The 12991-nt window shown below is 70.5% G+C and carries 12 protein-coding genes; 8 read left to right on the forward strand and 4 right to left on the reverse strand.

Translation table 11 applies throughout. The features are described 5' to 3' along the window. Window positions 1-4 precede the first annotated feature (4 nt). The gene (locus ACT3UL_RS01830) at window positions 5-1450 is read left to right on the forward strand and encodes an ABC transporter substrate-binding protein (protein WP_444576418.1); all 1446 of its coding nucleotides are present in this window, start codon (window positions 5-7) and stop codon (window positions 1448-1450) included. Between the two features lie 84 nt (window positions 1451-1534). On the opposite strand, the gene ACT3UL_RS01835 is transcribed toward ACT3UL_RS01830, so the two are convergent. Then, the gene (locus ACT3UL_RS01835; RefSeq protein ID WP_444576419.1) at window positions 1535-2698 is read right to left on the reverse strand and encodes an ROK family protein; all 1164 of its coding nucleotides are present in this window, start codon (window positions 2696-2698) and stop codon (window positions 1535-1537) included. Window positions 2699-2834: 136 nt separating this feature from the next. Further along, window positions 2835-3281: a DUF2785 domain-containing protein gene (locus ACT3UL_RS01840; RefSeq protein ID WP_444576420.1), complete on the reverse strand. Its 447-nt coding sequence runs from the start codon at window positions 3279-3281 to the stop codon at window positions 2835-2837. Here ACT3UL_RS01840 and ACT3UL_RS01845 point away from each other — a divergent pair. Beyond that, a complete protein-coding gene (locus ACT3UL_RS01845; RefSeq protein ID WP_444576421.1) occupies window positions 3280-3972 on the forward strand; it encodes a hypothetical protein in 693 nt (230 codons plus the stop codon). The two genes, ACT3UL_RS01840 and ACT3UL_RS01845, sit on opposite strands and share 2 nt — an antisense overlap. A 120-nt stretch (window positions 3973-4092) precedes the next feature. Here ACT3UL_RS01845 and ACT3UL_RS01850 read toward each other — a convergent pair whose 3' ends face one another. Both ACT3UL_RS01850 and ACT3UL_RS01855 read right to left on the reverse strand, forming a co-directional pair. Next, on the reverse strand, window positions 4093-4698 hold the full coding sequence (locus tag ACT3UL_RS01850; RefSeq protein WP_444576422.1) for a DUF4126 domain-containing protein: 606 nt from the start codon (window positions 4696-4698) through the stop codon (window positions 4093-4095). Between the two features lie 31 nt (window positions 4699-4729). Then, window positions 4730-5389, reverse strand: coding sequence for a PH domain-containing protein (locus ACT3UL_RS01855; RefSeq protein WP_444576423.1), 660 nt, complete (start codon window positions 5387-5389; stop codon window positions 4730-4732). A 174-nt stretch (window positions 5390-5563) separates the two neighbouring features. On the opposite strand from ACT3UL_RS01855, the gene ACT3UL_RS01860 reads away from it, so the two are divergent. From ACT3UL_RS01860 to ACT3UL_RS01885, 6 genes are all read left to right on the forward strand, one after another. Continuing rightward, window positions 5564-6190 carry a hypothetical protein gene (locus ACT3UL_RS01860; protein ID WP_444576424.1) on the forward strand — a complete coding sequence of 209 codons (627 nt, stop codon included), beginning with the start codon at window positions 5564-5566 and terminating at the stop codon, window positions 6188-6190. Between the two features lie 296 nt (window positions 6191-6486). Then, a complete protein-coding gene (locus ACT3UL_RS01865) occupies window positions 6487-7110 on the forward strand; it encodes a DUF47 domain-containing protein (RefSeq protein ID WP_444576425.1) in 624 nt (207 codons plus the stop codon). Further along, a complete protein-coding gene (locus ACT3UL_RS01870) occupies window positions 7111-8121 on the forward strand; it encodes an anion permease (protein ID WP_444576426.1) in 1011 nt (336 codons plus the stop codon). It begins immediately after the preceding gene. 471 nt (window positions 8122-8592) lie between these two features. Then, the gene (locus ACT3UL_RS01875; RefSeq protein WP_444576427.1) at window positions 8593-9072 is read left to right on the forward strand and encodes a hypothetical protein; all 480 of its coding nucleotides are present in this window, start codon (window positions 8593-8595) and stop codon (window positions 9070-9072) included. 203 nt (window positions 9073-9275) lie between these two features. Further along, window positions 9276-10913 carry a phosphoglucomutase (alpha-D-glucose-1,6-bisphosphate-dependent) gene (pgm, locus tag ACT3UL_RS01880; RefSeq protein WP_444576554.1) on the forward strand — a complete coding sequence of 546 codons (1638 nt, stop codon included), beginning with the start codon at window positions 9276-9278 and terminating at the stop codon, window positions 10911-10913. A gap of 608 nt (window positions 10914-11521) precedes the next feature. Continuing rightward, the gene (locus ACT3UL_RS01885) at window positions 11522-12991 is read left to right on the forward strand and encodes a hypothetical protein (RefSeq protein ID WP_444576428.1); all 1470 of its coding nucleotides are present in this window, start codon (window positions 11522-11524) and stop codon (window positions 12989-12991) included.

The following is a 12991-nucleotide window of genomic DNA, read 5'->3' on the forward strand; positions in this document are numbered from 1 at the left end:
CCAGATGAACTCCCCGATCCACCGAGCACACACTGCTCGCGCCACCCCGTCCGACACCACCCCTCCGACTGCCCCGCCGCGGGCCGACGGATCGTCTCTGTCCCGTCGGCGCCTGCTGCAGGGATCCGCCGCTCTCGCCGCCGGCGCCACCGCGGCCGGAGCGCTGTCCGCCTGCGGAGGTGCCTCCGCCCCCGCGGGGGCCACCCAGATCGACTACTGGCTGTGGGACGCGAACCAGCTGCCCGCCTACTCCGCCGCGATCGATCTCTTCATGGAGAAGAATTCCGACGTCTTCGTGCGCGTCACTCAACTGGGCTGGGACGACTACTGGACGAAGCTCACGGCGAGCTTCGTCGCGGAGGCCGGGCCCGACGCGTTCGCGGACCATCTCGCCCGCTATCCGGAGTTCCTCAAGCTCGGGGTGATCGCCCCGCTGGACGGCCTGGGACCGCTCGACGACATCCCGGCCACCCAGTTCCAGGACGGTCTGCAGGAGCTGTGGACCGGCCAGGACGGCAAGCGGTACGGGATGCCCAAGGACTACGACACGATCGCGGTCATGTACGACAAGAACATGCTCGAGGAGGAGGGGCTCGCCCCCGAGGACCTCGAGGACCTGGACTGGAATCCGGAGGACGGCGGCACCTTCGAGAAGATGCTGGCGCGGCTCACCCTGGACGCGAACGGCGTGCGCGGCGACGAGGACGGCTTCGACCCCAAGAACGTGGCCCGCTACGGCATGGCCGCCGACGGCGGGATCGACTACACGGGCCAGACCAGCTGGTCCGCCTTCGCCTACTCGACCGGGTGGACGTTCACGGATGCGGACACCTGGGGAACGCATTTCAACTACGACGACGAGCGCTTCGCGGCCACCATGGACTGGTACTTCGGCCTCGTCGACAAGGGGCTCTTCCCGCCCTTCGGTGTGTTCGGCGACTCCAGCCCCACCCAGACACAGGTGCAGTCCGGCAAGGCGGCGCTGTCGCTGGCCGGCTCGTGGATGATCACGACCTTCAACAACATGGAGGGCATGGAGCTGGGCATCGCCCCGCTCCCCTCGGGTCCCATCGGCACTCCGATGTCGATGTTCAACGGGCTCGGGGACTCGATCTCCGCCCAGTCGGACAACAAGGAGGCGGCTGCCCGACTGATCGCGTTCCTGGCCTCTGACGACGCCCAGCAGGTCATCGGGGAGCGCGCCCCGTTCTTCCCGTCGACCGATGTCGGCACCGAGGCGGCGATCCAGGCGTTCGCCGACGAGGGCTTGGACGTCACCCCGTTCACGGACCGGGTGGCGAACGGTGAGACCGGGCTGTATCCGCTGGTGGAGAACTCCGCGGCGATCATGCAGATCATGCAGTCGGCCTTCGACCAGTGCTGGATGCGGCGAATCGACGGGGCGGACTTCGCCTCGTACAACGACCGGGTCAACGCCCTGTTCGAGTGATCGAGTGATCGAGTGATCGAGTGACAGAACGGCCGACGCCTGCGAGGGCGTCGGCCGTTGTGTCGTCAGTGATTCTGTCGTCTCTCAGGGGACGCCGACGAACTCCTGGATGCCGATCACGGCGGCACCCCGGGCCCACTCGTCGAAGTCCCCGCTGAGGGTGCGCACCACGAGGCCCTGCTGCCCGCGGGCGACAGCACTGCCCAGAGCCTCTTCGAAGACGGGGAACACTGCCCTGATCAGGTCCACGTTCTCACCACCGAGCACGATCGCCTGGGGGTCGATCACGGCGACCAGGCTGCCCGCGGCGAGCGCGACGGCCCGGGCCAGGTCCTCGGCGATCTCCCGTGCGGCGCGATCACCCGAGACGACCAGGGCGCGCAGCGCGTCGATCCCCTCGTCGGCGGCGAGCACGCCTCGCGCCCGGGCCGCCCGCACGACGGCCTCGGTGCTGGCCACGTCACGGATCGCCAGCGGCTCCCCCTGGGCGTCGTGGCCCACGGCGAGCCGGCCGGTGAGGCCCGCCATGTGGTTCCGGCCCTCGACGACCCGCCCGTCGATCACGGTGCCGAAACCCACGCCGGCACCGATCGTCAGCACGACGAAGGAGCTGTAGGCACGGCCGATGCCGAACCAGTGCAAGCCGTTGATCATCGCGACCAGGTCGTTCTCGACCACGACGGGCAGATCCACCCGGGCCTCGAGCACGGCGGCGAGCTCGACCGGGCTCTGCCATCCCAGGAGGTGCGCGGTGACCACGGTGCGCCGCCCGGCCACCAGGCCGCCGAGGCTCACCCCGATCCCGGCGACGTGCGGATGCGCGTCGAGGAGGGCCTCGACCGGGGTGAGGATCGCCTCGACCAGCTCGTCCGGGGAGCTGTCCTCGAGCGGGATCACGAGCTCCTCGAGCATGTTGCCGCGCACCGTGGTGACCACGGCGTGGACCTCCTGCGCAGTGACCTTGACGCCGATGAAGCGCGGGCCCCGGTTCTCCACGATGTCGAGCGGCTCATGGGGACGGCCCTTGGGGCGCACCACCGCGGTGAGCGGGTGCAATCTGTCGTGATCCAGCAGATCGCGGGTGACCCTGGTGACGGTGGGCGCCGACAGGCCCAGCCGTTTGGTGAGTTCGCTGCGGGAGCGGGGACCGAAGCGCAGCAGATCGCGGTAGACGGCGCGCATGCTCTCGGTGCCGAGGTCGGCGACGACGTCCGGCCCTGCGCTGTGCTCCTCGTGACTGCCCTGCATAGCGCGAGCTTATCCGCCGCGGACCGCTTCCCGAGTGCGGTCCGGGGTTGCCGTCAGGACCGAGAGATGAACAACCACGGCGTCATCCGGGACAGGAGGCGCGCCAGCGCTGCCCGCGCGGCTCCCGCTGAGGCGATCAGGGCAGGGCCCTCACCGTCCAGCGGCTGCTCGGAGACGGCGACATACAGGCTCGCGCCGGTGGCGTAGGCGTTGTGCCACCACGCCGGGGGCCGATCAGGCGTGCGGCCAGCAGGTCCAGCACCTCCCGACCGGTGGCGATGCCCGTTCGGGCGCATTCGCCGAGGTAGTCGGCACCATGGGCGACAGCATGGAGCCACCCGAAGTCGTCGTCGTACCCACGGGTGTCCGACTCGGCGGGGTACCACCGCACGACAGCCTCGAAGGCCTCCCGATCCCCGGCATCGACCACCCAGGTCAGCATCAGGGGTGCGAACGTGCGCGCCTGCACCTCGGCGGAGGCGGTGGAGTGGGGCAGCCAGATCTGACATGCTTCCTCCCAGACCAGCGGGCCCTCTGGCGAGGTCCCGCGACGAACCCACGACATGCAGCAGGGGAGCCCCATGAGCGAGATGCCGGCGGACGCCGCGACGGACGATCAGCCCACGATCTACACGGCCTACGAGATCGACTTCATGCTGGCTCTGCGCCCCACGCAGAGCGGGGCGATCACCCGCGAGCAGGTGGGCCTGCGCCGCGCCCCCGAGGACGCGCAGGAGTTCGTCACCGCAGCGGTCACCTCCGGGCTGCGGGCACGCGGGAAGGTGAAGCGCTCGGACGACGGCCAGTGGCTGCTCGGCGAGGAGGGCCAGATCGTGGCGAGCGCGCTGACCTCCGCCGATCGCTGGCTGGGCCTCGCCCTGGCCGAGGGCGAGGCCATGCGGATGGCCTTCGTCATCAAGGCGGACGACGCGGTCCTCATGCTCACCCAGGACGAGCTGGACTCCTTCGTGGTCTCCGCCCTGCCCGATCCGGAGCATGTGCCGACCTCGGTGGCCGACATCGTCACCGCCTTCCTCGACGACGGGCGCGAGCGCACCGTCTCGCTGCGCCGCAAGGACATCGCGACGCCCGAGGACGAGACCCCGATGATGCTCCACGTCGAGGCCGACGGCACCTGGCGGTCCGGGCACCTCCCGCTCGACGACGACGGGATCCTCGCCGTCTCGGACATCTCCCGGGACGCGGTCGCCGAGGCCGTGCGCCTCCTGTGGGCCGACGGCACCAGTTCGGCGCTGGCCGCTCCGGCCGTCTGAGCCCGCGGTTCAGGACCGACCATCTGAGCCTGCGGTTCATGAGCCTGCGGTTCATGAGCCTGCGGTTCGAGACCGACCCCCTGAGCCCGCGGTTCACGACCGACCACCTGAGCCCGCGGTTCAGGAGGCGGGGCCGAGCCCCGTCGTGCGCCCGGCGCGAGCGGTGCGCAGCCTGCCGCGCAGGTTCCGGTAGAGCTTGTGGACCCGATAGATGAGGTAGATCCCCGCGGCGAGCAGGACGAGCGCCACCACGGCGGCGACCGCGGGCAGCAGGAGGGTCAGGCCGCCGACGACCAGCGCGGCGACGTCCTCCCCGGTCGAGACCACGGCGTTGGAGACCGGCTCCGGTGACACGTTGACCGCAGCTCGCGCGGTGGACTTCGCCGCATGCGACCCGAAGGCGGCCACCGCGCCGATCACGGCCATGACGATCGCCGTCGTCGTATCGGTCTCTCCGCCCAGCAGGAAGCCGATGGCGCCGCCGGCGATCGGCCGGATCACCGTGTGCAGCTGGTCCCAGAAGGAATCGAAGAAGGCGATCTTGTCGGCCGCGAAGTCGACCAGCAGCAGGATCGCGGTGATGACCAGCAGATCGGTGCGCTGCAGAACCTCAGGGACCTGCTCGAGACCGAAGATCCGCCCGGCGAGCCCGAGCAGGAAGACCATGAAGTAGGGCCTGATCCCGCTGACCCAGCCGGATCCCACCGTCATCAGCAGTGCTTCCATCACCGTCTCCCGGTTCCGTCGTGTCGGCCTCTCAGCGTTTGCCCCGTGCGGCCCGTTCCCGCCGGCGCAGCTCTGCGCGCAGTGCCCGGATGGTCTGTCCGGAAGGTCGAGTGTAGGTCCAGATGTGGCGATCCAGGGCGGGAACGACGATGCGGGTCCCGTCGCGCAGCCGCAGGCCGACGGTCAACCAGTGCACCGGGTGGATCACCCGGGACTCGATCGCCACGATGCTGCTCCACGGCACGTGCCGGGTCCGCAGCGCGCCGACCACCCGCAGCCCCTCCTCGGAGATCTCCAGGCGCGACCTCGCGGTGCCCAGGGCGACCAGGCCGAAACGGATCCCGAGCAGAGCGCTGAGCGTCGCCGCGAGGAGGAGCGCGAGCAGCACCAGCAGCAGGCCGACGCCCGGGGCATGGCCGTCCGCGGTCGTCGCCCACAGGAGCACGGCCGCCACCGTCATCACCAGCGAGCCGCCGAGAGCGAGGGCGGCGACCACCGACCGCAGCAGCGTGTCCTGCACCGCGTCGGCCGGACGCACCGTCCTGACGATGCTGCGGCCGGCCCGCCCCCGCACCGCCCGCTGCTGCTGGAGGTTCGCCACCATCCGTTCCACCGTCGCCGCGCTGCGCGAGTAGTCGGGCAGGAGAGTACGGACCCCCGGCTCGGGGTCGAGGTGCCGCGGAATGGTCATCTCCGCAGACTATTTCGGGCTCTGTGCAGGGTCGATGGGCTGAACTCCCCACGTTCGGAGCCTCGCAGCGCGAGCCGCGGTGTCGAGCGGAGGACGACGGTGACCACGGCTGTGCGGTGCGGTGCGCCACCGCGTCGATGCGTGCCCCCAGGTGCCCGCCGTAGAGTTCACGGCATGTCCTCCTCTGGATCCAGCTCTCCCCGTTTCCGTCGTCCGGCGTCGTTGTTCCCCTCGACCGCGGAAGCCATTCCCGGCGATCCGGATCCCTCGACCTCGACGGATCTGGCCCACGACTCGGCGCAGGCCCTCCTGGACGGGGTGTTCCACAGCTCGGATCCCGAGGTCGTCGAGCGGGTCCTGCATCTGGCCGCTCAGGACGGGCTCTCGGACCTGGCGGCCCTTTGGTCGGGATCGCCCGCGAGCACGCTGCCCGGCGCCCTGTGGCGCCTCTACGTGCTGCACACCTGGTTCCAGCACAGCGGCGAGGACGTCGTGCACCGCTACCGTGCCGGATCGCGCACCATCCCCGGGCTGCGCTACCTCTCCGGGTTCGCCGAGCCGCCGGACGTGCAGCAGGTCCAGCGCACGATGGACGACATCCTGCGCGGGGCGTTCACCGGAGACCTCGCCATCGCACTGACCCGCGCCGGGGCGGTCGCCACGATCCTCGCCCACGGCACCGCCCACCTGGCCGATGAGGATCCCGGTCCCCATCGGACCCGGCAGGCGGAGCGGCTGCTGAGCACCGGCGAGGAGCTGGCGATGGCCGGCCGCCATGCCGAGGCCGGCCGGTTGGACTGAGCTCCGAGCCGCGCAGCGGGGCTGAACGTCACACAGCGGGGCTGAACGTCGCCGCGGACGTGGCACATGCCATTCCTGCCCGGGTCACGGGTGGATGCCCCGGGCGTCAGTGCCCTACGATGTATGGGCGCCGGGCCGCGGTTGCCCCGGGCTCCAACATTTGCCGCTTCGAGCGGCCTTCGCGCCGACAGGCGCATCCCGGTCCGGCGCCCCAGCATCTCGAGCATGTCGACACCTCCCACCAGCGGTGATCGGCACCGGGTACAGCGCCCCACGGCGCAAGGAGGAGACCTGAGGTGGTGCAGCTCTTCCCGCGTCGCGTCGAACGCTCGATGACTGATCTGTTCAGCGAACTCGCCGAGCTCCTGGTCCAGGCCACCGACACCCACTCCCGGATGCTCGGGCACGGGTACCGCGAGCGCACTCGCATCGCGCCCGTGCTGCACGACCAGTCGACCCGCGCCGAGGAGCTGTGCCTCCGGATCGCGCAGCGCCTGGCGCAGTCGCTGATCACGCCGTACGAGGCGGAGCTGCTCTACGACCTCGCCCTCACCCTGGCGGACACCGTCGCGTCCCTGGAGAACACGGCCGAGCTGCTGGTCCTCTCCCGGATCGGTGCCCTCCCCACGCCCCTGCTCGAGGCGGCCAAGGGCATCGAACGGGCGGCCGAGCTGACCGTCGTCGCGACCTGGACGCTGAACCGCGTGCGGGACATGGGTGACTACTACCCGCAGATCCGCAAGCTCAAGCGGCAGGGAGACCGGCTGGTCCGCCAGTCACTCGGCGAGCTCTACCAGCGCGGCGGGGCGTCCACCGATCTGCTCCCCCTGCGCGACATCACCGCCTCCGTGGCGAGCACGATCGAGCTGCAGGAGCACGCCGGGCGCCTGGCCGATCTGCTGCGCGTCAAGGACGCCTGAGTGACCCCGGCACTGCTCGTGCTGGTCGTCCTCCTCGCGCTCGCGATGGCGTTCGTCAACGGGTTCCACGACGCTTCCAACGCGGTCTCCACCGCCATCACCACCCGGTCGCTGCGAGAGTCGACGGCCCTGGGGATGGCCGCCATCTTGAACCTGCTCGGAGCCCTGCTGGGGATGTTCCTGCTGGCGGTGACCGCCCAGTGGGCGCTGCACCTCCTGGGACTGGGGCAGCTCGCCGCCACGACCGCCGGGACGCCTGACGTGCTCGGGGCGGGCCTGGTCGCGATCCTGCTCGCCACCCTGTGCTGGGAGCTGCTGACCTGGTGGATCGGCATGCCCTCCTCCACCTGGCACGCCTTCTACGGGAGCGCGATCGGGGCGTCCCTGGCCATCGGCGCGGCCGCCGCCTGGGATCGCCTGGTGGTGATCGTCGTCGGCTCGATCGTCGGCCCGCTGCTCGCGGTGCTCGTGTCCTATCTGGTGATGCAGGGGATCCTCGCCCTGGCGCGCGACGAGCGCCTGCGCGTCGCGCATCTGCGATTCGCCCAGACGGTCACCGCCGGTGCGGTCGCGACCGGGCACGGCCTCAGCGACGCGCGTCTGCCCCTCGCCGTGATCGTCGTCGCGGCCTCGGTCTCCGATCTGTCCTTCGGCGCCGCCCTGCCGATGATGGTGGCCGTGGCGGTCGCCGTCGCGGCCGGCACCTTCCTGGGCGGGCATCGGATCATCCGCACCATCGGTCGCCGGCTCACCGATCTCTCCGTCGCCCAGGGCCTGGCCGCGGAGGCCTCCTCGGTGCTGTCGATGTCGGTGGCGATCTTCGGGCTGGAATCCCCTGTCTCCACCTCGCACGGCCTCGCCTCGGGCGTGGTCGGCGCCGGGGTCGCCGTGGGCCGTCGCCAGGTGCGCTGGCGCGTGGCCCGCACGATGGTCGCCGTGTGGCTGCTGACGCCGATCGTGGCGGCGGTGCTCGCAGCGGCGCTGGCCGGCGTGATGCTCGAGCTGAGCTGACCGCGAGGAAGGCGTCGTCCGCCCGCATCGGACCGGACCGCACCGCACCAGACCGCTCCGCACCGGACGCCGAGGGTTCTCGGAGGGTCGACGGCTATCCTGTGCAGGCCCGATCGCGAAGGAGACCCGATGCCCGACGGCGAGTCCACCACTCCCGCCCCGAGGAAGCGTCCTGTCTACGGGCGCCCTGCGCCGGCGTCCGCCGGAGCCGCCTCCGGGCCGGATTCCGCCGCGCACAGCGGCTCTGCGCACAGCGGGTCAGCACAGGGCGCGTCCGTACAGGGCGGATCCGCACACAGCGGGTTCACGCACAGCGGGTTCGCTCAGGATCCCTCTTCTCAGGGGTCGTTCGCTCACGAGCCCTACCCCGATACTCCGGCCACCGGGCCGTTGCCGGCCCAGCCGCCCCGCTCATCCGGCGGGTCCTCGCCGTCCACGCGCCGCGGGCTGGCGCCGCTGATCATCGGTCTCGTGCTGCTGCTCATCATCGGCCCGGCCGCGACCATCGGCGGGCTCGTGTGGTCGTTCAGCTCGCTGGTGGGCGACGCCACGACCGGCCCCACCGTGGTCGAGGGCGGGACCGGGGAGCTCGAGATCGGCAAGAACGAGATGCTGATCCTCTATGTCCCCGCGGCGGACGCCGACAGCGCTCAGTGCACCGCCGAGGGCTCCTCCTCCGGCGCGGTCACCGAGTTCCCGACCTCCGGGTCGGTGACCTTCGGCAACGGGACGTCGTACGAACAGGTACTCGGCGTCGCCGCGACCGCGGACACCACAGTGACGATCTCCTGCACCGGCACGGACTCCCCGGCCTATCTCGGGCCGTACAGCGTGACGAAGATGGCGGCCCCGATGCTGATCGGCCCCATCATCGGCATCATCGCGGGATTGATCGGACTGATCCTCACGATCATCGGCATCGTCCGCCTGGTGCGGAGCCGTCGCGCCTGACGGCGTACCGGACGTCGCGCCTGGCGGCACAGCTGGTTACCACTGGATGCCGGCTGCACGTCGGGCGGCCGACGGCGCTCGTCCGACGGCGATCGTCCGACGCACACCGCGCCGCGTCTCAGGGATCGACCCTTCCGAGCATGTGCGCGGCGCCCCTGATTTAGAGTGGCGGCATGCCCACAGCTCAGGATGGAGTGATGATCATGCACCCCCGTGCAGGCCAGAAGGCCCTTCCGGAGGATCTCGTCGATGTCGACGCTCTCCTTGACGCCTATTACGACCTTCATCCAGACCCGTCGGACCCGGACCAGGCCGTCGCCTTCGGCACCTCGGGCCATCGCGGCTCGTCGCTGGACACCGCGTTCAACGAGGACCACATCGCCGCGACCACCCAGGCGATCGTCGAATATCGTGCCGGCCAGGGCATCCGCGGCCCACTGTTCATCGGCCGAGACACCCACGCCCTGTCCCGACCCGCCTTCGACACCGCTCTCGAGGTGCTCGCCGGCAACGACGTCGCGGCGCAGGTCGACGCCCTGGACAGCTACACCCCGACCCCGGCGGTCTCCCACGCGATCCTCGTGCACAACCGCGGTCGCGCCACGAACGATCCCGGCCGGGCCGACGGCATCGTCGTCACCCCCAGCCACAATCCGCCGCGTGACGGCGGCTTCAAGTACAACCCGCCCCACGGCGGCCCGGCGGATTCCGACGCCACCACCTGGATCGCGGATCGCGCCAACGAGCTGCTGGCCGCGGGTCTGAACGGGGTGCGCCGCCATGGCCGGCAGAAGGCCCTGCAGGATGCCGGCCGCTACGACTACCTCCACACGTACGTGAAGGATCTGACCGACGTGGTGGACATCGACGCGATCCGTCGCGCCGGGATCCGGATCGGAGCCGACCCGCTGGGTGGGGCCTCCGTGGACTACTGGGCCGAGATCGGCGAGATGCACGACCTGGATCTCACCGTGGTCAATCCCGAGGTGGATCCGCAGTGGTCGTTCATGACCCTGGACCGCGACGGCAAGATCCGGATGGACTGCTCGAGCCCGTGGGCGATGGCTTCCCTGCTCGAGAAGCGCGACGAGTTCGACATCGCCACCGGCAACGATGCGGACTCCGACCGCCACGGCATCGTCACGCCCGATGGCGGGCTGATGAACCCCAACCACTACCTCGCCACGGCGATCCAGTACCTCTTCGCCCACCGCCCCGAGTGGCCCACCGGGGCGAAGGTCGGCAAGACCGTCGTCTCCTCGAGCCTCATCGACCGGGTCGTGGGGTCGCTGGGCCGCGAGCTGTACGAGGTCCCCGTCGGCTTCAAGTGGTTCGTGCCGGGCCTGATCGACTCGTCGGTCGGCTTCGGCGGCGAGGAGAGTGCGGGAGCGTCGTTCCTGCGCCAGGACGGGTCGGTCTGGACCACGGACAAGGACGGCATCATCATGGCGCTCCTGGCCTCCGAGATGCTCGCGGTCACCGGCCGCTCCCCCAGCGCGCTGCACGCGGAGCTCGTCGAGGAGTTCGGCTCGAGCGCCTATGCCCGCATCGACGCCCCGGCCGACCGTGCACAGAAGGCGAAGCTCAAGGCTCTGAACCCTTCGCAGGTGACGGCCACCGAGCTGGCTGGCGAGCCGATCGTCTCGGCGATCACGGACGCTCCCTCGGGAGGTGCGATCGGCGGCTTGAAGGTCTCCACCGAGTCCGCCTGGTTCGCGGCTCGCCCGTCCGGCACCGAGGACGTCTACAAGATCTATGCCGAGTCGTTCCGCGGCGAGGACCATCTGGCCGAGGTCCAGGAGGCCGCGAAGGCTCTGGTCGACGGCGCACTGGCCGACTGATCCTCTCGGCGCCCCGCCCTCCGGCTGCCACGGCTCCGGAGGGCGGGGCTCCGCGTGGAGGCGCGGCACGCAGCGCGGAGCTGCTGAAAGCGGCACGGAGCGGAGCATGGAGCCGCTGCATGCAATGGCGGACTATCGCGAATCGTGTCGCCCGTCACCGTGCAGGGGAGACGACCTGTCTAAGCGGCCTCGACGAGATCGCCCGGGAGGGACGCCGGCGGGGCGTGGAACCGGCGTTCATCCCGACGGTGTCCGCCCCTCCGGGAGGAATGCCCTCCGCGGTGCCCTCAGGGCTAAATGACCCCTGCGTCATCTGGGCATTCACGGCTCCTCCCCATCGCTCTCGCTCGCCTCGACGCGGAGGCTCTAGCTGGACATTCGGGGTATAGCGCCAGGTCGCTGGTCAAGGAATCACCAAGTCCCGGTCAACATTGCGTGCGTCACGTGGGGGTGTCTCCGTCCACACCCCCTTGCGCCGACCCCCGTCTGCGCTGGAGCATGGAGCCCGAGGGTAAAGGTTCGGTAGGGTAATATGCTTCGTCGAGCCACCCAAGATGACGCCGACCACACCCGTCGGAAGAGCGTCCGAGAGAGGGGGAATTGCGCCTATGCGGTTACGAACACGTCTGTACGCCTGCTCCGCTGCCGTCACTCTCGCCCTCCCCGCGGCCGCCGCCCCCGCCCTCGCCACGCCCCCCGAACTCACCGACCAGGCCGACCGGTCGACCGCCGAATCCGCTGACGGCACAGCCACAGTGCCCGCCGATTCCACACAGGCCCCCGACTCGACACAGACTGCCGAGTCCGAAGAGTCCGCCACCTCCCCCGACGCAACCGCGACCGCGACCGCAACCGACGAGTCCACAGAAACCGACGGCTCCACCGCGTCCGAGAAGCCCGCCGATCCCAACAATGCTGACGAGCCCGCTGAGGGCGCCGGCTCCGGCGAGGGCGCGGACCAGACAACCGGCGGTCCGGCCGACGGCGAGTCCGCATCTGACACCCCCGATCCCGGCAGCGAGGACCCGTCCCAGCCCGCACCGGGCCCGGACGACGAAGCCTCCGACGACGATGATGATCAGAATGCCGGGGATGACCCCGCGGATCCGTCGGACCCGGAAGTAGAACCTCCGGCCGACTGCGCGGGGGTCGTTCCCGTGGTCTCCGACCTCCTGGCGACCGTGCGCGGTGAAGCCGAGGGCTGCGAGGGGTCCGAAGTAACTGAGTCCGGTGACACCGAGAACCCGGATCAGACAACGTCCCCCAGCGCTGACGTCACAAAGCCGGGCAACGCGACGCCGCCGTCGATTCCAGCTCAGACGGCGACTCCGCCGAAGCCGACACCGCCGGAAGAGACCACCACGCCCGCGGAGACCCCGACCTCCACCGAGCCCCCCGAGGGCGAGGAGTCGACGGGGACGTCCACGCCTTCCACGACCGAGAAGCCGGGCGGTGGGTCGGACGGCGAGACGACCCCGACCACCCCGCCGACCGAGAAGCCTCCAGAACCGGAGAAGCCCGTCGCCCCGGAGAAGCCCGCAGAACCGGAGAAGCCCGTCGCCCCGGAGAAGCCCGCGGAGACGGAGAAGCCTGCAGAGCTGGAGAAGCCCGCGGAGACGAAGAAGCCGAGCGTCATCGCCCCGCAGGTGAAACCTGACGCCGAGCCCGAGACCCGGTCAACGGCAGTGGCGCCGGAAGCCCCTGCCGCCGATGACGGTGCGACGACCCAGGCCGACGAGACCGAGCAGGCCAGCAGGACCTCCGAGCGCACGTCGCCCGAGACGAGCAGCACCACCGAGGAGACCACCTCGGAGGAGACCACCTCGGAGGCGCCGGCAGCGCCCCCCGAGGACCCCAGCCCGTCTGTGCAGCCTCAGCCGGTCGCGAGCACGCAGGAGGGCGGCCCGATCGTCCAGCTCCTCAACGCCGTGTCCTCGCAGGACCCCGATTCAGCGTTCGGCCGCATGCAACAGGTGCTCGCGATCGCGCTCGGCATCGGCTTCCTGACCACAGCCGGCTTCGCCGGTGCCACCTGGTACAGCCGGCGTACCGCGAGCGCGAGAGCACCCAAGGAATAA

Origin of the sequence: Brachybacterium sp. 107, assembly GCF_052379725.1 — a bacterium.
Classification (GTDB): domain Bacteria; phylum Actinomycetota; class Actinomycetes; order Actinomycetales; family Dermabacteraceae; genus Brachybacterium.

Bases quoted from the DNA above. Each gene is read 5' to 3' on its own strand.
- ACT3UL_RS01830 (WP_444576418.1), top strand. From the start codon at position 5: ATGAACTCCCCGATCCACCGAGCACACACTGCTCGCGCCACCCCGTCC.
- ACT3UL_RS01835 (WP_444576419.1), bottom strand. From the start codon at position 2,698: ATGCAGGGCAGTCACGAGGAGCACAGCGCAGGGCCGGACGTCGTCGCC.
- ACT3UL_RS01845 (WP_444576421.1), top strand. From the start codon at position 3,280: ATGAGCGAGATGCCGGCGGACGCCGCGACGGACGATCAGCCCACGATC.
- ACT3UL_RS01840 (WP_444576420.1), bottom strand. From the start codon at position 3,281: ATGGGGCTCCCCTGCTGCATGTCGTGGGTTCGTCGCGGGACCTCGCCA.
- ACT3UL_RS01850 (WP_444576422.1), bottom strand. From the start codon at position 4,698: ATGGAAGCACTGCTGATGACGGTGGGATCCGGCTGGGTCAGCGGGATC.
- ACT3UL_RS01855 (WP_444576423.1), bottom strand. From the start codon at position 5,389: ATGACCATTCCGCGGCACCTCGACCCCGAGCCGGGGGTCCGTACTCTC.
- ACT3UL_RS01860 (WP_444576424.1), top strand. From the start codon at position 5,564: ATGTCCTCCTCTGGATCCAGCTCTCCCCGTTTCCGTCGTCCGGCGTCG.
- pgm (WP_444576554.1), top strand. From the start codon at position 9,276: ATGCACCCCCGTGCAGGCCAGAAGGCCCTTCCGGAGGATCTCGTCGAT.
- ACT3UL_RS01885 (WP_444576428.1), top strand. From the start codon at position 11,522: ATGCGGTTACGAACACGTCTGTACGCCTGCTCCGCTGCCGTCACTCTC.